The organism is Psychrobacter pasteurii, from assembly GCF_900162815.1.
In the GTDB taxonomy this organism is placed as follows: Bacteria; Pseudomonadota; Gammaproteobacteria; order Pseudomonadales; family Moraxellaceae; genus Psychrobacter; species Psychrobacter pasteurii.
Map to the genome: position 1 here is coordinate 1 of NZ_FUGD01000073.1, position 17,886 is coordinate 17,886.

17 protein-coding genes and 1 riboswitch are annotated in these 17,886 nt (G+C 42.5%); of the genes, 6 read left to right on the forward strand and 11 right to left on the reverse strand.

Annotated elements, in window-relative coordinates; genetic code table 11:
- Positions 1-309 precede the first annotated feature (309 nt).
- Positions 310-924, reverse strand: coding sequence for a DNA glycosylase (locus tag A1232T_RS05755; RefSeq protein ID WP_077448531.1), 615 nt, complete (start codon positions 922-924; stop codon positions 310-312).
- A gap of 253 nt (positions 925-1,177) precedes the next feature.
- Here A1232T_RS05755 and upp point away from each other — a divergent pair, with 253 nt between their 5' ends.
- On the forward strand, positions 1,178-1,816 hold the full coding sequence (gene upp / locus A1232T_RS05760; protein ID WP_077448516.1) for a uracil phosphoribosyltransferase: 639 nt from the start codon (positions 1,178-1,180) through the stop codon (positions 1,814-1,816).
- A 20-nt stretch (positions 1,817-1,836) separates the two neighbouring features.
- On the opposite strand, the gene A1232T_RS05765 is transcribed toward upp, so the two are convergent.
- The 4 genes from A1232T_RS05765 to hemC are packed head-to-tail and all read right to left on the reverse strand — an operon-like array spanning position 1,837 to position 4,922.
- Positions 1,837-2,568 carry a hypothetical protein gene (locus tag A1232T_RS05765; RefSeq protein WP_077448517.1) on the reverse strand — a complete coding sequence of 244 codons (732 nt, stop codon included), beginning with the start codon at positions 2,566-2,568 and terminating at the stop codon, positions 1,837-1,839.
- Positions 2,568-3,038, reverse strand: a complete 471-nt coding sequence (locus A1232T_RS05770) for an acyl-CoA thioesterase (protein WP_077448518.1) — start codon at positions 3,036-3,038, stop codon at positions 2,568-2,570. The genes A1232T_RS05765 and A1232T_RS05770 overlap by 1 nt, the downstream gene beginning before the upstream one ends.
- A 48-nt stretch (positions 3,039-3,086) precedes the next feature.
- Positions 3,087-3,872 (reverse strand): uroporphyrinogen-III synthase, encoded by a 786-nt coding sequence (locus A1232T_RS05775; RefSeq protein WP_077448519.1) that lies wholly within the window; start codon positions 3,870-3,872, stop codon positions 3,087-3,089.
- A 45-nt stretch (positions 3,873-3,917) separates the two neighbouring features.
- Positions 3,918-4,922, reverse strand: coding sequence for a hydroxymethylbilane synthase (hemC, locus tag A1232T_RS05780; protein ID WP_077448520.1), 1,005 nt, complete (start codon positions 4,920-4,922; stop codon positions 3,918-3,920).
- A 310-nt stretch (positions 4,923-5,232) separates the two neighbouring features.
- Here hemC and argH point away from each other — a divergent pair, with 310 nt between their 5' ends.
- Complete coding sequence (gene argH, locus A1232T_RS05785) at positions 5,233-6,618, forward strand: argininosuccinate lyase (protein WP_077448532.1); 1,386 nt, start codon at positions 5,233-5,235, stop codon at positions 6,616-6,618.
- A gap of 85 nt (positions 6,619-6,703) precedes the next feature.
- Entirely contained in the window at positions 6,704-6,994 is a 291-nt protein-coding gene (locus A1232T_RS05790) for an oxidative damage protection protein (RefSeq protein WP_077448521.1), read from the forward strand.
- 137 nt (positions 6,995-7,131) lie between these two features.
- Here the strand turns inward: A1232T_RS05790 and phoU are convergent, their stop codons facing one another.
- The 5 genes from phoU to pstS all read right to left on the reverse strand — a co-directional run bounded on the left by phoU (position 7,132) and on the right by pstS (position 12,188).
- A complete protein-coding gene (phoU, locus tag A1232T_RS05795; protein ID WP_077448522.1) occupies positions 7,132-7,875 on the reverse strand; it encodes a phosphate signaling complex protein PhoU in 744 nt (247 codons plus the stop codon).
- 96 nt (positions 7,876-7,971) lie between these two features.
- Complete coding sequence (gene pstB, locus A1232T_RS05800) at positions 7,972-8,880, reverse strand: phosphate ABC transporter ATP-binding protein PstB (protein WP_077448523.1); 909 nt, start codon at positions 8,878-8,880, stop codon at positions 7,972-7,974.
- 75 nt (positions 8,881-8,955) lie between these two features.
- Positions 8,956-9,864: a phosphate ABC transporter permease PstA gene (gene pstA, locus A1232T_RS05805; protein ID WP_077448524.1), complete on the reverse strand. Its 909-nt coding sequence runs from the start codon at positions 9,862-9,864 to the stop codon at positions 8,956-8,958.
- Between the two features lie 77 nt (positions 9,865-9,941).
- Positions 9,942-10,892 carry a phosphate ABC transporter permease subunit PstC gene (pstC, locus tag A1232T_RS05810; RefSeq protein WP_077448525.1) on the reverse strand — a complete coding sequence of 317 codons (951 nt, stop codon included), beginning with the start codon at positions 10,890-10,892 and terminating at the stop codon, positions 9,942-9,944.
- A 150-nt stretch (positions 10,893-11,042) separates the two neighbouring features.
- Positions 11,043-12,188, reverse strand: coding sequence for a phosphate ABC transporter substrate-binding protein PstS (pstS, locus tag A1232T_RS05815; protein ID WP_077448526.1), 1,146 nt, complete (start codon positions 12,186-12,188; stop codon positions 11,043-11,045).
- 434 nt (positions 12,189-12,622) lie between these two features.
- Here pstS and A1232T_RS05820 point away from each other — a divergent pair, with 434 nt between their 5' ends.
- Both A1232T_RS05820 and thiC read left to right on the forward strand, forming a co-directional pair.
- The gene (locus tag A1232T_RS05820; RefSeq protein WP_077448527.1) at positions 12,623-12,985 is read left to right on the forward strand and encodes a septal ring lytic transglycosylase RlpA family protein; all 363 of its coding nucleotides are present in this window, start codon (positions 12,623-12,625) and stop codon (positions 12,983-12,985) included.
- A gap of 165 nt (positions 12,986-13,150) precedes the next feature.
- A riboswitch (TPP riboswitch) is annotated at positions 13,151-13,281 on the forward strand.
- A gap of 335 nt (positions 13,282-13,616) precedes the next feature.
- Positions 13,617-15,617 (forward strand): phosphomethylpyrimidine synthase ThiC, encoded by a 2,001-nt coding sequence (thiC, locus tag A1232T_RS05825; protein WP_077448528.1) that lies wholly within the window; start codon positions 13,617-13,619, stop codon positions 15,615-15,617.
- A 131-nt stretch (positions 15,618-15,748) separates the two neighbouring features.
- On the opposite strand, the gene A1232T_RS05830 is transcribed toward thiC, so the two are convergent.
- A complete protein-coding gene (locus tag A1232T_RS05830) occupies positions 15,749-16,639 on the reverse strand; it encodes a fructose bisphosphate aldolase (RefSeq protein ID WP_077448529.1) in 891 nt (296 codons plus the stop codon).
- A 482-nt stretch (positions 16,640-17,121) separates the two neighbouring features.
- On the opposite strand from A1232T_RS05830, the gene A1232T_RS05835 reads away from it, so the two are divergent.
- Positions 17,122-17,646 (forward strand): META domain-containing protein, encoded by a 525-nt coding sequence (locus A1232T_RS05835; RefSeq protein WP_077448530.1) that lies wholly within the window; start codon positions 17,122-17,124, stop codon positions 17,644-17,646.
- Positions 17,647-17,886 lie beyond the last annotated feature (240 nt).

Here is a 17,886-nt window from a genome sequence, read left to right on the forward strand (position 1 = left end):
TTGATTTCTGTCAAGCTTTTATTTTAATTCGTTTCATCAGACTTCAAAACCTAACCAATTGGCTAGCACTTCCGTTGTCCCGATGAGGTGCGTATTATACGCTGTATTACTACATTGTCAAGAAGTATTTTAAATTTGTTCGAATTTGTTGTTTTAAATCAATCTCGAACATTCCCTCTCAACAGCGCACTAGTATATAGCTTATTTACAATTGGTCAAGAGGCTAATGCAGATTGTTTAACTTTTATGACACTTTTTGTCAAAGCCCTCTTTAACAGACAGTGGCCTCTATCGACTAAGCTGAATCTATTACAGCTTACCCATGGCTTCAAAAAACTGGCGATAGGCTTCTACCTTTTTATCCAAGGATAAAGGATAAGCCCGAGAGGTAGAAGGTAGTCTATATAAAGTTAAATCACGACCGGCATAAGCATAATCCATCTGTTGGTTGGTCTTTGGCCATTTTGACTTTGGTATAGCCCTGCCCTGCTCTTGCTGTAGCAGCTCCATTAAGATTTCAGTCGCCTTGCCACCTGTGGTAAATATAGTATGCACTTTGGGCACCTGAGCCAAAGTTTCTTTTAGATTAACGGGCTCTACTATAGTTAAATGCTTATCTGCAGCATTTCCTTGTTCGCGGATGGCTTTTTTTACTGTGGGGCAAGAAGCAATAGCACGCTCCTTCATAAAAGCTTTAATTCTTTGTGGATCGAATCCTTTTTCTTCGCCATTTCTAAAATGGTCCGCATCATCGAAGAAGACTCTGCCATAAATACGCCACATGTCATTATAAAAGTTAGGATAATGAAAAGGCATGCCCCATTTGTCCTCAGTAGGAGGAAAAGTGCCCATCATCATAATGGTGGCATTGCTGGGTAAAACAGGTCCAAAAGGATGACTTTCTACAGTTTTACCCTCAGTCATAAGCTCATTAGAATCCTGTGGGGCTTCATTACCTTTCAAGGGTCACTCCTTTTTAAAATATCGATTGGTTATTTTTTAATTCGTTAATCTAGGGTATCTAAACTGGGAAGTTTGTCAGTTGCTTTTGTTTTATTGGTATAATTGTTTTGTTAATTGCATTTTCTACCAATTATGCAACATATTTTCATCCAATACGACTCCCTTCTAAATTCATGCAAGCTGTCCAAATTCTGACGACGGTCAAAGAGGTATTATGAACAATCTAAACATAGAAATTATCCGCCATCCCCTAGTACGCCATAAATTAAGCTTAATGCGAGCCAAAGATTGTAGTACCTATAAATTCCGTACATTGACCAGTGAGCTTGCGCGTTTAATGGCTTATGAGGCCTGTCGTGACTTTGAAATTGAAGAGTTCACTATGCCAGGCTGGGACAATACAGACATTAAAGGGGAGCAAATCGTTGGTAAAACAGTGACCATCGTTCCTATTTTACGTGCCGGCCTAGGGATGCTTGATGGCGTTTTAGACCTTATCCCTACCGCAAAAATCTCAATGGTTGGTTTGCAACGTGATGAGGAAACCCTACAACCTGTTCCTTTCTTTGAGAAGCTGGTTGCAGATGTGGACCGCAGACCTGCTTTAATCATTGACCCTATGCTAGCAACGGGCGGCTCAATGGTAGCAACCATCGACATGCTCAAACAAAAAGGCTGTTCAACCATTAAAGCTTTGGTGCTGGTTGCTGCTCCTGAAGGCGTGCGCTTGGTAAATGAAGCCCACCCTGATGTGAAAATTTATACCGCCTCTTTAGACAGCCACTTAAATGAAGACGGTTATATCATCCCAGGCCTTGGGGATGCTGGCGATAAGATCTTTGGTACTAAATAAAACAAGCTATTAGTTCCAAACTAGCCTATCAAGTAATGCCTAATCAGATATGACCGTTCTGATTGGGCATTATTTTTATGAGTCTCTTCTTTAACTAAAGTCAGATGATTAAAATCTAATATCATTACCTCGTTACGTAGGCCTTCAGAGGTCCGCTTATTATGTTTTACAGCGAAAGCTTTCACTTTATCTGAATTAGCAGTAATGAGGTTTATAACATAAGGGGAGGTAGCCCGTGAGCTCACTGATAAAGCGTCTATAATGGCTTTAAAAGGATTTAGCGTAGTAATTAACAGCTTTTCTCTACGTACTGATAAAGGAAGCTTACCGCCTACAAACAATACCTGCCCCTTTGGCAACCTCTGGGTATGCCGCATCAATTCATACTTCAGTATTTCTGGCATCTCTGCATTAAACACATCTTCAGTTTGTTGATAAAAAGCACTAAAACTGCGCTGTACATAGCGACCAAAGACAGTGAAATTAATCCACTCTTGATAAAGGGGTTGCTGCAATAAAAGCTGACTAAATTGCTTTTGATAGTTAACCACACTGCTTGCTGTGTATCGCTCTATATGTGGAGTAGGTATGTCGGGCTGTTCAAAAGATAGGTGGTTAATGAGGTGCTGTAAAAATTCGGGGGCGGATTCAAATGAATGCTGTTGCCAATTTAGGGGGTAGAGAGCACTATCTAAATAAGGCAGCGCAGGAGAGAGCTGCGCTGTTGTTTTACGATTAAAAAATGAGAACATTAAAGCTCTGGGGTGTGGCCAACACTCTTCTCAAAGGCCAAGAGGTTATTACGCTCTGCTTCTGTCCAGGCTACTTTATCAACGCCTTCTTTATTTAGACGCACCAATACAGAGTCTCCAGTCGCCACAACTGCCTGTTGGGCTTGGCTATAGTAGCAATACTCCATTACGATACTGGTATTGCCTAGCTTTTTGGTACGCACTCCGATCAATAAGGTGTCTGGGAAAAATACAGGCCTTAAATAGGTGCAACTTGAGTGTGCTAAAACAGTGGTGACCTCATCCGTAAAAGCACCCAACTCATTGAGATAATTAATACGCGCTGATTCAGCATAGCGGTAATACACCACGTTATTCACATGGCTAAAGGCATCCATGTCATTCCAGATAACTGGCTGCACATAGATACTAGCAAATTTAGATAAAGCTTCAGGTTTTACGAAATCAGGATTGAAATTAGGGTTTATCATTAAGAAAAATCATCTCCGTGATATAGCATCAATAGCTATTCAATTTAATTAAGGCCCGTTAACAGTCAGCTCAATACCTCGCCAAACCTCTTCAACATCAAGATTGTCGATGCGTATACACTTGAGCTGTAATTCCTCTAAGGTATCGGTCAGACGCTTGCCGAAGGTTAAATAGTTAAAGTCATCGAGCTGAAGCGGATGGTCTGCCTCATCTGCTAACTCTGCAAACAACAGCCTCCAATTGGTAAAAGCCTCTCCACTACTCACCAAAGCAATGGGCCTTTCTTTACTATTTAGCGTTGCAAGCTGCTGATGCAATTGCTTAAATTTAGAAGGGGCATCCAGAGGGCATTGGCGTTGATACCAAGCAATGGCATGGACTTCCACCCCATTATCTTGTAGGAAATTCACCAACACCCGTCGGCCACCGCGTCCTCGCCATACCAAAATATGATCCCCTGAGCGAAGCGAGTTTAAGGAGGACATCTTTATCATGCCCTCATTGCTGTACTCTTCAGGACACTGTACCTGCCAGCCTTCTTCTCGCAAAATATTTGCTGTGGCATGACCCACAGCAATCACCGCACAACTTGGGATAAAGCCTTTTGGACAAGCTGCTAACCCCATACGAGCAGCGGTGGGACTAACCACAACTAAGGCCTGATAGCGGTCTTGCTGCTGGCAGAAGTCCTGCTGATACTGCTGCTCTCGCTCACTAATATCAATAGGTGCTAACTCTAGTAACGGCATCTCTAACACAGTCATCCCTTTATCTTGCATAGCTTGAGTTAGCGGCAAGGCGCGACTGGTAGGACGGGTATTGATAAAAATCATGACACCACTTCAAGTCAAGTTAGGTTTATGTCAAATCAACAGCTATTAATCTTTTTTATCGGCATATATAGCGGCCAAAATGCTATCTGCCCCTAGTGACAATAGCTCATCTGCCACCTCAATCCCTAACTGCTCAGCTTGAGCTTCACGAGACGCTTGATCACCCGTCAACTCGATACGTTTATCCGATTTAAGTAATACCGTGCCGTCTTCAGAGCCCACACGGCCACGTAACCATAGTGTTTTTTGATGAGACTGTTCATCATCTTTTTCAATCACAGCATAAGCAGCAATAGGTACCTGACAACCGCCTTCTAATCGACGGTTTAATGCACGTTCAGCTTTTAGGCGAATACGGGCCTGGCCATCATTAAGCGGTTTCAATAACGCTAATACGGCTTCATCATCCGCTCGGCATTCAATCGCTAGGGCGCCCTGACCTACTGCAGGTAGGCTAATATCGATATCAATCTCTTGCTTAATACGCTCACTTAGCTCAACTCGTTTCAAACCACTGGTCGCTAAAATAATCGCATCGTACTCGCCGGCATCTAATTTAGACAAGCGAGTTTGTACATTACCGCGTAGAGACTTAATCTGTAAGTCTGGGCGAAAAGCCTTGATTTGACACTGGCGGCGTAAGCTTGCTGTACCCACCACAGCTCCTTGTGGAAGCTCTTCTAGCTTGTCATAAGTATTAGAGACGAAAGCATCAGTAGGTGTCTCACGTTTGCAGTAAGTACCTAGGATCAAACCTTCTGGCAACTCCATAGGCACATCTTTTAAAGAGTGCACGGCAATATCAGCACGGCCGTCATATAGCGCCTGCTCTAGCTCTTTAACAAATAAACCTTTACCCCCAATTTTGGCCAAAGGCGTGTCAAGAATCTTGTCCCCTTGAGTGACCATAGTCACTAAGTTCACTTCAAGCTCTGGATAGAGAGACTCTAAACGTGATTTGATATGCTCGGCTTGCCACATGGCCAAAGGGCTTTTTCTAGTAGCAATGTTTAAGGTTTTTAAAGGTGTGGTGTGGGCTGATGTGGTCATAATTATCTTTTAATCGGCTTGTAATTGGTTTAGTAGAATTATAAAAAAGAGGTTGGGATAAGACCCATAAATTACAGTCTATCTTTTATCTTGCTTATTTAACCATAAATGGCGGGGTATTTCAGTGATGTTATGTTTAGGACGGTCCTAATTTAACTGGGTAGGTTAACTAGCAAGGCAACCCAGTCCTTTGCTATACTGCAAGCTCTGTGCATTTTACTGGATTTGGACTGATATGACTGCCAACAACTCAAATAATTCTGATACTCAAACAAATAAACCCAGCGTCACCAGTGGCCAAGGCCAACAAATGTGGGGCGGCCGCTTTAGTGAAGCTACCGACAGCTTTGTGGCGGCTTTTACTGCCTCGGTCGGCTTTGACCAACGCTTTGCTAAACATGACATTCAAGGCTCTGTTGCCCACGCTACCATGCTAGGGCGCTGCGGCATTCTAACCCAAGAAGAAGTAGACACTATTATCCAAGGTCTGCATCAAGTTCAGCAAGAAATCGATGCTGGCGAGTTTAATTGGTCGATTGCCTTAGAAGATGTGCACATGAACGTCGAGTCTCGTCTGACCGACATTATTGGCACTGTGGGTAAAAAACTACATACCGGTCGTAGCCGTAATGACCAAGTAGCGACAGACATTCGCCTTTGGTTACGAGAAGAAGTAGATAACATTGTTGAGCTACTAGTGAAGTTGCAATCAGGGCTATTAAACCTTGCCGAGCAGCACACAGATACCATCATGCCAGGCTTCACGCATTTGCAAACGGCCCAGCCTGTGAGCTTCGGCCACCATGTTATGGCTTGGTTTGAGATGTTAAATCGTGATACTGAGCGTCTGATTGACGCGCGTAGCCGTATTAACCAAATGCCTTTAGGCAGTGCAGCCCTAGCAGGGACTACCTTCCCTATTGATCGTACTATTACTGCAGAGCTATTGGGCTTTGAGGGGATTTGCCAAAACTCATTAGATGCTGTTTCAGACCGTGACTTTGCGATTGAGTTTACCTCAGCGGCTTCTATTTTAATGATGCACTTATCACGCATGAGTGAAGAGATTATCTTATGGATGTCAGCACAGTTTGGCTTCGTACAAATCCCTGACCGCTTCTGTACCGGCTCATCAATCATGCCGCAAAAGAAAAACCCAGACGTGCCTGAACTAGTCCGTGGTAAAGCTGCCCGCGTGTTTGGTCAACTGATTACTTTGTTAACTCTAATGAAGAACCAACCTTTGGCTTACAATAAAGACAACCAAGAAGACAAAGAGCCTTTATTTGATTGCGTGGACACCTTAACCGGCTCCTTACTTGCATTTGTTGACATGTTGCCTAATATAATACCTAACAAAGAAAGTATGCGTGCAGCCACTATGAAAGGCTATGCAACCGCTACCGATTTAGCGGATTATTTGGTTCGCCGCGGAGTACCTTTCCGTGACGCTCACGAAGTAGTGGGTAATGCCGTAGCCTTAGGTATTAAAGAAGGGGTTGATTTAAGTGAGTTAAAACTTGAACAACTACAGCAGTTCAGTGACGCTATTGGCGATGACGTATTTGACTACTTAACCCTTGAAGGCTCATTAGCAGCACGCGATCATTTAGGTGGCACTGCACCAAACCAAGTATTACAAGCTGTGGCCCGTGGCCGCGAGCGTTTGGCGCAATACAATATCGACGTTAAATAACTTAAAGCTCAAATAGTTTAAACCTCGATATTGCCCCTATAAACAACTTAGAAGTATAAATTCACAGTTAAAATAGGATAGGACAATGACAGCTACTTTTGATCCAAAAGCAAATATGGTGTTTTGCCGTAAATATAAGCAAGATTTGCCCAAAATGCCGAACCCACCTTTCCCTAATAAAAAAGGGGAAGAACTTCAGAACACGGTATCAAAAAAAGCTTGGGATGAATGGTTAGAGTTACAAACCATGCTAATTAACGAAAACCACCTAAGCATGATTAACCCAGAGGCCAAAAAGTTCATTAGTGAACAGCGTGAAAAGTTCTTAGACAATGAGGACTATGAGCGCCCTCAAGGTTGGACACCTGAATCGTAAAGAGAACTGTGTCATAAAGGTGAGCCGCTAAACAGCCACCAAGCTATTATCTACATATATCTACATAAAAAAAGGAGAGACACTAAGTGCCTCTCCTTTTTATTTCTCTCTTTTTTAGCTTTACTTATCGCCTTAAACTATTCTGCTGTATTGCGAGAGGCTATAAGGCTTGAGGCTTCTTGCACCGCCTGCTCCACTGTTACAAAGTCTGTGTGGCGAACATCTTTGCCACTGGTGCAATAAATTACCAACTCCGCAATATTTCGGGCATGATCCCCTACCCGCTCAAGCGCCCGCAATACCCATAAGATATTAATCACCTTTGACACATGGCGGCTGTCTTCCATCACATAAGTCATTAATGAGCGACTGGCAGATTGATACTCTTCGTTCACCATCTCATCACTTTGAAGTACTGAGAAGGCTTGCTCTGGATCCATGCGTAAAAAGGCATCTAAAGCTTCTAGCAACATAACTCGAACTTGGTTGGATAGATGCTGAACCTCAGAATAACCCCTGGGCGAAACCCCTTCTTTATGAAGCTTGCAAGCCATGCGGGCAATTTTGCTGGCTTCATCACCAACCCGTTCTAAATCAACAACCCCTTTACTTAAGGCCATGACTAGCCTTAAATCACTGGCAGTCGGCTGACGCTTGGCAACTAACAATACCACCAACTCATCAACCTTAATTTCCATTTGATTGATTTTAGTGTCTTCCTCGATCACCTTTTTTGCCAATTCGACATTACTGTCTACTAAAGCGTGTGTTGCCAAAGTGACCTGCTCAGCTGACATACGGCCCATGGCCATGAATAGATCAATACATTCATGTAGGTCATTATCAAAGCTTTTAGATGAGTGTTTTTCTGTAAGCGGCATAGCGGCTTTATCCAAGTTATAAACGCGTTTAAAGGATACGGGTCTTACTTACAGTCCCTTTTAAGCGCTTAGTTAATGAGCATTATTTAACTATTTTTAGCCGTAGCGACCGGTAATATAATCTTCTGTCGCTTTTTGGGCAGGGTTAGTAAATACTTGATTGGTCTCACCCATTTCAACCATATCGCCTAAGTACATATAGCAGGTGTAGTCAGAGACACGAGCTGCCTGCTGCATGTTATGTGTCACAATGGCAATGGTGTAATCATGCTTTAAGTCTTCGATAAGATCTTCAATCGCACCGGTTGAGATTGGGTCAAGTGCTGAGGTTGGCTCATCTAATAAAAGTATTTCAGGTTTGGTTGCTACGCCACGAGCGATACATAGACGCTGCTGCTGACCGCCTGATAACGATAAGCCTGATGCTTTTAGCTTGTCTTTTACTTCTGGCCATAAAGCTGACTTTTTAAGCGCCCATTCCACACGATCATCAAGCTCTGACTTGCTAAGCTTCTCATACAGACGCACGCCGAAGGCCACGTTGTCATAAATAGACATTGGGAATGGTGTTGGCTTTTGGAATACCATACCAACGCGGGCACGTAGCAAGTTAACGTCTACATTTTTTTCTAAGATATTATTGCCATCAAGAAGGATTTCACCTTCAGCGTGCATACCTGGATATAGGTCATACATACGGTTAAAGGTACGCAATAAAGTGGATTTACCACAGCCAGATGGACCAATGAAAGCCGTCACATTTTTTTCTGGGATATCAATATTGATGTCTTTAAGCGCTCTAAAATCACCGTAGTAAAAATCTAAGTTACGCACCTGAATTTTTGCATCCGGCATATTATCTGGTAAGTCAGCAATCGTTTGCTTAGTGAATGTGGCTGTGTCTGGCTGTTGCTGCTGATTACCTGTCTGCATCGGCTGCTGTAAAGTACTGCTCTTAACCTTCGCTTCTTTAGCCACTGAGTTTTTCTCCAATATATCTGACATAACGCTACCTTCTTAATATCTTTTTTAAATTAAATTTTGATGCTAATACGTATCTTTTGAACGGATTGACTACGGCTATTTCTTATCTCTGCCAACAATACGGGCAATAATATTTAGGGCTAAGACAGAGAAAGTTACGATTAAAGCCCCTGCCCACGCTAGCATGTTTTGTGTATCATCTGGCGCCGCTGCAAACTGATAAATGGTCATCGGCAAGTTGGCCATTGCACTACTCATGTCCCAGCTAAAGAATCTATTGTTCAAGGCAGTAAATAGTAAAGGTGCCGTCTCACCGGTAATACGGGCAAAACCTAAAAGAATGCCCGTTATCAGACCTGATTTAGCCGCTTGCATAGTGACTGAGGTCACGACCTTCCATTTCGGAGCCCCTAAAGCGTAAGACGCTTCTCGTAACTGATTAGGAACTAGGTTCAGCATGGTCTCTGTACTACGCACCACTACGGGAATAATAATCAGTGATAAAGCCACTGCCCCGGCCCAACCAGAAAAGCTGCGATTACTAACCATTAATGAGAAAATAAATAGACCAATAACGATAGAGGGTGCTGATAATAAGATGTCATTAATAAAGCGAGTCGCCTTACCTAGCCATGAGCCTTGAGAGAACTCTGCCAAATAAATCCCAGCTAATAAGCCCACTGGCGCTCCAATTACAAGACCTGTACCGGCTATCATAAAGGAGCCAACAATCGCGTTTCTTAGTCCGCCAATGGTGTTTGGTGGCGGTGTATCAACGGTAAAGATAGGCATGGTAATCATAGCCTCCATACCTTTACGCAGTAGATCAAATAAAATCCACCCTAGCCAAAATAAACCAAAGGCCATTGCGCACATCGCAAAGATCAGACCTAAAACATTAAACATTTTGCGTCTTGAGTACAGCGACTTATTCATGCGTTGCTCAAAAGATACAGAGCTTGTTGAATTCATTGTCATGGGTTTTGAACTTGAACTTGTTGTCATAATATTTTTTCCTGCCAAATACCTAATAATATGTAGTATTTATCTACCAACTACTTTGTGCTCAATAACGGTGTAAATTAGTTACCGGCTTTTTTATCAATTCTAGACAACATGACTTTCGATATTGATAAAACAAAAAAGGTTATAACAAATAGAATCAAGCCTAGATGTAGCAATGTAGAGACGTGCATTTCACTTGACGCTTCCGCAAATTCGTTGGCAATGGCTGAGGTAATGGTGACCCCTGAGCCAAATAAATTAGAGTTGATGTTGTAGGTATTGCCTACTAAGAAAGTCACTGCCATGGTTTCACCCAATGCGCGTCCCAATCCTAGAATAATGCCGCCCACTACCCCAGCTTTGGTGTAAGGCAGAATAATCTTGTACATAACTTCCCAAGTGGTCGCGCCCGCTCCATAAGCCGATTCTTTTAAGAGCTCTGGCACTACAGCAAACACATCACGCATGGTTGCGGCAATAAAGGGAATAATCATAATGGCTAAGATTAAAGAAGCGGTAAAAACACCGATACCTAAAGGTGGGCCGCCAAAAAGGCTACCGATCATGGGGATAGGACCCAGATGATCAATTAGGAAGGGTTGAACGTACTTGGCAAATAGGGGCGCTAATACGAAAAAGCCCCACATACCATAAATAATTGAGGGAATACCTGCCAAAAGCTCAATGGCCATGCCCAGTGGTCTGCGTAAGACAGCAGGACAGAGTTCAGTTAAGAAAATAGCGATACCAAAGCTGATTGGCACAGCAATTAAAATAGCGATGATAGAGGTGACGATCGTACCGTAGATAGGAGCCAAAGCACCATATTCATCATTGACCGTACTCCAGCTTGAACTGGTGTAGAAGCCAAAGCCAAACTCTTTAATACTAGGCCAGGCGCCAATAACCAGCGAGATCATGATACCGCCCAAAGATATCAAGACTAGAAATGCAAAAAACTTTGTCATATTGACAAAAAGAAAGTCATTTCTTTTTTGTTTGGCTAATTGAGCGTGTAGGTCAGACATGGTATCCCCAACATTAAAAATATATATACTTCTTCAAAGACACTCTTTTAAAGCACTGTGCATCTAAATATTTGATTAAAAAGGCAAGTAAACGATGAGTCATTTACTTGCCATTTGTTTAGTTCATCAACAGTGACAAGTTAATGACTGTTACTTAGCGTTATAAACAGGCTGACCATCAGCGCCTACAATCTTGTTCCATTCCGCTTTAAATAAAGCCACGGCTTCGTCTGGGAAGGGTACGTAATCTAGGTCTAAAGCGGCTTGATCGCCTTCGTTATAAGCCCAGTTAAAGAAGTTTAATACACCCGCTACTTTCTCTGGATTCTCTGGGTTTTTAGGCACTAGGATGAAAGTTGCTGCTGCAATTGGCCAAGCTTCAGCTGTGTCAGAGTTGGCGATAATTTTGTAAAAGCCTTCAGCTTGTGACCAGTCAACATTACCTGATGCGGCAAACGACTCAGCTGATGGCTGAATAACATTACCCGCAGCGTTAACCATAGCGGCATGTGACATGTTGTTTTGCTTAGCGTAGGCATACTCTACATAACCGATAGAGTTAGGCGCTTGCTTAACCATACCTGCTACACCTTCATTCCCTTTACCACCAACGCCTGTACCGGTTTTATCTGTTGGCCACTCAACACTTTTGTCCACACCAACATTTGCCCAGTCACCAGATACTTCATTTAGATAGTAAGTGAAGTTAAAGGTAGTGCCTGAACCGTCTGAGCGGTGAACTGTGGTGATTTTGGCATCAGGAAGAGTCAGACCTTCGTTTAAGGCAGCAATGGCTGGATCATTCCATTTAGCAATCTTACCTAAGTAGATATCGGCTAAAACTTCGCCACTTAGGATTAACTTTCCTGGTTCAACACCTTCAACATTCACTACTGGAACCACACCACCGATAACGGTTGGGAACTGGATAAGACCAGCTTCCGTTAATTCTTCAGGGTTAAGAGGCGTATCTGAAGCGCCAAAGTCTACAGTTTTGGCTTTAATCTGTTTAACACCACCAGAAGAACCAATAGAGTTGTAGTTCACTTGACCTTTGGTAGCGCCTTGGTAATCTGCTGACCATTTTTGGTAGATAGGTGCTGGGAAAGATGCCCCTGCCCCGCTCACATTCATTTCTACGCCTTCGATGTCTTGATACTGATCTGCACTAGCAGCGGCACCCGTGGTTGTGGCAGCTGCGGTATCTTCAGTTGTCACTGTGTCATTTTCTGCTTTATTACAAGCCGATAAAGTAAGAGCGCTGGCTACCGCTATAGCTAACAGTGAATAACGCATGGTTTCTCCTAAAAAGTCATATGTTTTATAAGGGTAGAGTATTAAGTTTAACTACCTGAATTTTGAGCCCTTCAGAATTTGCTAGGTGCTCTTAATTGGAATGAGATCATTTTGACGTCTAAATATGACAGTTTGATGAAATATTAATTAATTGTAAGAATTCAGTAACCTTTACTAGGCTGTTTTCGAGGAATTTGTTAATAAAATTAAGTAAATACGTAGATTTTTATTATTTTTTGAGAGCCATAATCTTTACATTATCTTGACCCATTAGAAAGGTAAGCTAAATCTAGAGCCTGTAGACTACGCCCTCGATGTTTTGGTACAGACAATTTTATTTTGCTAGCAGGGATTTGCATAAGCACTCCGCTGTGATACCAAAATCTGATTGCACTAAGTTGTTCCAACCATTTATTAAATTACAGGTACTCCCTATGAAAAAGCTTTTAATGCCATTTACCCTTCTGTCAGCCTTAATGTTGACGGTACCTGCCAATGCAGGCATGGCCTCATGGTATGGCCCAGGTTTCCATGGCAAAAGAACCGCATCTGGGGCTATTTATAATATGTACGCTATGACAGCAGCACATAAGTCCCTACCTTTTGGCTCGAAAGTAAAAGTTACCAATCTAAATAACAACAAGTCCGTGGTTGTTAAAATCAATGACCGTGGCCCGTTTAAACCAGGTCGTGTTATCGACTTATCTAAGAAAGCCAACCAGATGATTAACTGTAACCTTTGTAAAGTAGATGTAGAAGTATTAAGCAAAGGTGATGGCAAATACCGCAGACGTTAGTCCTTAGCTTTAGTATTAGTACAAGTTAATCAACGCCAACTTTTTTAGTTGGCGTTTTTTATGCACTATGGGAACTAACCCCTGATTAACTAAGAAAACATTTAAATTAAATTGAAGCCTGTTATTGGTTTCAAAGTTTGGTAAGATAGCGTTAATATGAACAATCATTAAGACTCGGGGTGCAGACCTTTTGTTTTAATAGCCTAGCTATTAGTAATAAAAAAGCGTTTGCTGAGACATCACCCGTTGAACCTGATGCGGTTAGTACCGCCGTAGGAAAGTCATTGCAACTCCCCTATATTTTTTACAGACTTATTAATCGCCATAGCCTTTATAAGCTGTGCTGTGATTGGTGTGATAAGTAGCTGGTATAATGTGCCAACTGCTCTGAATTGTTATGCTTTTAATACTTTGATTTCGGCTAAAATAGCTAAGCGTAGTCAAATTAAGTTAGAACATAACGACTTTCAGACACATTAAAAGTAGTCGGTAAATTATCCAACTAGGGTTTTGACTGTCTTAAACGACAGTATCTGCACTCACTGAGTCTTTATTTTTATGACCGGTTTTAAGCCTTTTCGCCTAAAACCAATATGGCAACATGCCATTCGCTAAAAATAAGGATATATCTATGAGTAATGCAGAAAATAGCATCAAAACCCCTGCCCATCGCAACGCCAAAGACGAGCGCTTTGATGAAGAAGCTCGCGACTTAACCCGTAGCCTGCCCGCCTCACGCAAAGTATATATCGAAGGCTCACGTCCTGACATTCAAGTACCAATGCGTGAAATCACCTTAACCGATACCCCAACTGGCGGCTTTGGTTTAGAAAATGGTGAGAAAAACCCGCCTTTTTATGTCTATGACACCTCAGGCGTATATACCGACCCCAATATCGATATCGATTTGACCAAAGGTCTGCCAAAGCTGCGTGAAAATTGGATTGAAGAACGTGGCGACACCGAAATCTTAGACGGCTTATCAAGCAATTATGGTAACGAGCGTGCGCGTGACATCAAGACCGCCAATATCCGCTTTGCTCATATCGACAAACCACGCCGTGCCAAAGCAGGCAAGAATGTTACCCAGATGCATTATGCACGCCAAGGTATTATTACCCCTGAAATGGAATACATCGCCATTCGCGAAACTCAAAAGCAGCACGAGCTGACCGATATGCGTCAACATGCCGGCGAGACTTTTGGTGCCAATACCCCTAAGATCATTACCCCTGAGTTCGTACGTGATGAAGTGGCAGCTGGCCGTGCGATTATCCCAAATAACATCAACCACCCTGAATCAGAGCCTATGATTATTGGCCGTAATTTCCTGGTGAAAATTAACGCCAATATTGGTAACTCAGCACTGGGCTCTAGCATTGATGAAGAAGTGTCGAAAATGACGTGGGCCACCCGTTGGGGCGCCGATACCATCATGGATTTATCAACTGGTAAGAATATTCACGAAACTCGTGAATGGATTATCCGTAACTCACCTGTACCAATTGGTACGGTACCTATCTATCAAGCGCTAGAAAAAGTCGACGGCGTAGCAGAAGACTTAACCTGGGAGATTTTCCGCGATACGTTGATTGAGCAAGCCGAACAAGGTGTGGACTATTTCACCATTCATGCTGGCGTGCTATTACGCTATGTGCCATTAACCGCAAAACGCCTAACCGGTATCGTCTCACGCGGCGGATCTATCATGGCGCAGTGGTGTCTTGCGCATCATAAAGAAAGCTTCTTATATACCCACTTTGAAGAAATCTGCGAAATCATGAAGCAGTATGACGTGGCCTTTAGTTTAGGTGATGGCCTACGTCCGGGCTGTCTACAAGATGCCAACGACGAAGCTCAATTTGGTGAACTGCGTACTTTAGGTGAATTAACTCAAGTGGCGTGGAAGCACGATGTACAGGTGATGATCGAAGGTCCTGGTCACGTGGCGATGAACCGTATTAAAGAGAATATGGATCTACAACTGGATATGTGCCATGAAGCGCCATTCTATACGCTTGGCCCATTAACCACTGATATCGCCCCTGGTTATGACCACATTACCAGTGCCATTGGCGCGGCGATGATTGGTTGGTACGGTACAGCGATGCTGTGCTACGTGACACCAAAAGAGCACTTGGGCTTACCAAACAAAAAAGACGTGAAAGACGGCATCATCACTTATAAGATTGCTGCGCATGCGGCCGACCTTGCCAAAGGCCATCCTGGCGCGCAGGCTCGTGATAATGCGTTATCAAAAGCCCGCTTTGAATTCCGCTGGGACGATCAGTTTAACCTAGCTTTAGATCCAGATACCGCTCGTGAGTATCATGATGAAACGCTGCCTAAAGATGCGCACAAGTCTGCCCACTTCTGCTCTATGTGTGGCCCTAAATTCTGCTCAATGAAAATCACCCAAAACGTGCGTGAATACGCAGCAGGCTTACCTACCGGTGCCGAGGTAACGCCAAGTAGTGGTGAGCTGTCTGATGATGTGCATCTAACTAAAGAGGTAGATACTGAGCTTGTTAGTCAAGTCGGTGAAGCCAGCTTTGAGGAAGTACAAAAAGGCATGGAGCAGATGAGTGAGAAATATAACAGCGAAGGTCGTCAGTTGTATAAAGAGGTTTAATCTGTGGCGATTTTGCCGTTAAATCTTTAAATACTTAACCCATAAAAAAAGCTTGAACTCCCTAGGGTTCAAGCTTTTTTAGTAGACCAGATATTTCGCTAGGTCCATATAAACCTAACTAGATGACTGGCTTATACTTTAGAGGCGTTATAGATTTTATCGATTGACGCATCGATAGTCGCTGAGAACTCTTCGTCAGTTTGAGATTTTGATAAACCTTCAGTGAAAGCACGTGAGAAGCTAGCAATCATACCTGGGTTTTGCTCTAAACGCGCACATGACTCATCACGGCTATAACCACCTGATAGCGCCACTACTTTAAGTACTTTTGGATGATTGATTAAGTCGCTGAAAAAGCCTGCTTCTTCTGGAAGTGTCAGCTTAAGCATAACTTGCTGATCATCATCTAAGCGATCTAAGTTACGTAAGATCTCTTCTTTCATCAGCACTTCGCACTGTGCTTTTTCTTTACTTTCAATGTTTACTTCTGGCTCAACAATTGGCATAAAGCCTTTTGATAAGATTTGCTTTGCGATATCAAACTGCTGTTGTACCACTTTTTCGATACCTTCAGGCGTTGCTGTGTGAATTACAGAGCGCATTTTAGTACCAAAAATTGGGAAGTTTTTAGCTTTATCTAACAACGCATCTAGATTTGGCATTGGCTTCATCACCTGAACACCACCTAGCTCATCAGCCAAGCCTTTGTCTACTTTTAGAAAAGGTACGATATTTTTGTCTTCCCAAAGATAGTTCGCTGTTGGCTTACCATTTACTTCACGGTCCATGGTGTCTTCAAATAAGATAGCGCCTAGAACGCGACCGCTGTCAAAAGTATCACAAGTCATAATGCGAGTACGCATTTCGTGTACTTTAGCAAACATCTCGTCATCGTTTGCGTATTCGCTCTCTTCTACGCCATACATACGAAGTGCTTTTGGCGTACTACCACCACTTTGGTCTAAAGCTGCGATAAAGCCTGTGTCATTTTTGATACGTTCTAGCTGCTGCTGATAGCTCATAATTTTTCCTATTTCAATTAATGGGTTAATAAAAAGGTCAATTAAAAAATGGGTCTTAATTTTTGTTGTAAATCTAACATAAAGCGTTCATAAAATCCGTTGCCCTATTGTTTAAAGTCTTATGACCTAACGTCTATTCCTTAAAAGCAGGACTGATAATGAGCGGATTTTAAATTTCGCTCTATTATACGCTACTGGGCGAGAAATTTAAGCCTACTCAACATGAAAAATCCCATCAATGCTGCGTCATGACTTAGTAACTGTGGCAATTTTATAGTATTTGAATGGTTACTGGCTCTTGTCAGCCTAATTAGGCTCTGTAATAATGACTATTAGTAAAAGAATGTGGTAGTAAAAGGATATGGCTTAAGATAGCCAAAAAAACTTGCTTTACAAAAAACAGGGTTTAAGTGTTTTATGCCCGAAGACCCTATATCAATAATAAACCAATGAATGATTTTTTAATTTTGAGAGGATTTTATATGAAAACTATTAATATGCTAATGATGTCAGGCGCTCTTGCAATGGGTGCTTTAGTTTCAGGCTGTCAAACCACCACAACTATGACAGAAGTAGATACTGGAGCGCATGGTACTGTTACCACCTATCAAATCACTGATGCTGCCCTTCAAGCCAATAACTGGCAGTTGGTAGATGCAAAAACTACTGAAGGTAAAAAAGTTGACGCATTATTTGCAGATGCTGCCAAGCCTTTAACTCTGACCTTTGCGAACGTTGAAGGCAACAATATGGTCAGATTGATGAATACTTGTAATAACATCTCTGCTCCTTATACCTTAGTAAATGGTGACGTAAAAATTGGTAATATGATCAGTACTATGATGGCTTGTCCAGATGCCGAAGCTAAGTTTGATGCAGCTTCTGTGGCCTCAGTAGTAGGTAAATACACGCTAAGCCAAGGCGCTGACAAAACGCCAATGTTAGTAGTTACCAATGACCATCAAGTGGCTCACTTTAAAGCTGTTGCAAAAGCTGAAGCTAAGTAATTGTTAATAAGCAGCTTGCTAATCAGTAATTTGTAATAAGTAGCTTGTAATCAGTAGCTTGCGTTAGAAAAGATCTCCTCCTTGAGGGGGTCTTTTTTTATGTCGCTAAACTGACCAGCAGGTAGAAGCAAGTTATATACGTAGGACTTACGCAACAATCAGTCTAGGCGAGCGCAACTGCTCGCAGAGATAGTCATCCAGCAAGCCATGTTTTAACTGATATACCGTTTTCTTTGTCTG

What these genes read in the sequence shown, in the direction of transcription:
- A1232T_RS05755 (WP_077448531.1), bottom strand. Translation starts at nt 924, where the DNA reads ATGACTGAGGGTAAAACTGTAGAAAGTCATCCTTTTGGACCTGTTTTA.
- upp (WP_077448516.1), top strand. Translation starts at nt 1,178, where the DNA reads ATGAACAATCTAAACATAGAAATTATCCGCCATCCCCTAGTACGCCAT.
- A1232T_RS05765 (WP_077448517.1), bottom strand. Translation starts at nt 2,568, where the DNA reads ATGTTCTCATTTTTTAATCGTAAAACAACAGCGCAGCTCTCTCCTGCG.
- A1232T_RS05770 (WP_077448518.1), bottom strand. Translation starts at nt 3,038, where the DNA reads ATGATAAACCCTAATTTCAATCCTGATTTCGTAAAACCTGAAGCTTTA.
- A1232T_RS05775 (WP_077448519.1), bottom strand. Translation starts at nt 3,872, where the DNA reads ATGATTTTTATCAATACCCGTCCTACCAGTCGCGCCTTGCCGCTAACT.
- hemC (WP_077448520.1), bottom strand. Translation starts at nt 4,922, where the DNA reads ATGACCACATCAGCCCACACCACACCTTTAAAAACCTTAAACATTGCT.
- argH (WP_077448532.1), top strand. Translation starts at nt 5,233, where the DNA reads ATGTGGGGCGGCCGCTTTAGTGAAGCTACCGACAGCTTTGTGGCGGCT.
- A1232T_RS05790 (WP_077448521.1), top strand. Translation starts at nt 6,704, where the DNA reads ATGACAGCTACTTTTGATCCAAAAGCAAATATGGTGTTTTGCCGTAAA.
- phoU (WP_077448522.1), bottom strand. Translation starts at nt 7,875, where the DNA reads ATGCCGCTTACAGAAAAACACTCATCTAAAAGCTTTGATAATGACCTA.
- pstB (WP_077448523.1), bottom strand. Translation starts at nt 8,880, where the DNA reads ATGTCAGATATATTGGAGAAAAACTCAGTGGCTAAAGAAGCGAAGGTT.
- pstA (WP_077448524.1), bottom strand. Translation starts at nt 9,864, where the DNA reads ATGACAACAAGTTCAAGTTCAAAACCCATGACAATGAATTCAACAAGC.
- pstC (WP_077448525.1), bottom strand. Translation starts at nt 10,892, where the DNA reads ATGTCTGACCTACACGCTCAATTAGCCAAACAAAAAAGAAATGACTTT.
- pstS (WP_077448526.1), bottom strand. Translation starts at nt 12,188, where the DNA reads ATGCGTTATTCACTGTTAGCTATAGCGGTAGCCAGCGCTCTTACTTTA.
- A1232T_RS05820 (WP_077448527.1), top strand. Translation starts at nt 12,623, where the DNA reads ATGAAAAAGCTTTTAATGCCATTTACCCTTCTGTCAGCCTTAATGTTG.
- thiC (WP_077448528.1), top strand. Translation starts at nt 13,617, where the DNA reads ATGAGTAATGCAGAAAATAGCATCAAAACCCCTGCCCATCGCAACGCC.
- A1232T_RS05830 (WP_077448529.1), bottom strand. Translation starts at nt 16,639, where the DNA reads ATGAGCTATCAGCAGCAGCTAGAACGTATCAAAAATGACACAGGCTTT.
- A1232T_RS05835 (WP_077448530.1), top strand. Translation starts at nt 17,122, where the DNA reads ATGAAAACTATTAATATGCTAATGATGTCAGGCGCTCTTGCAATGGGT.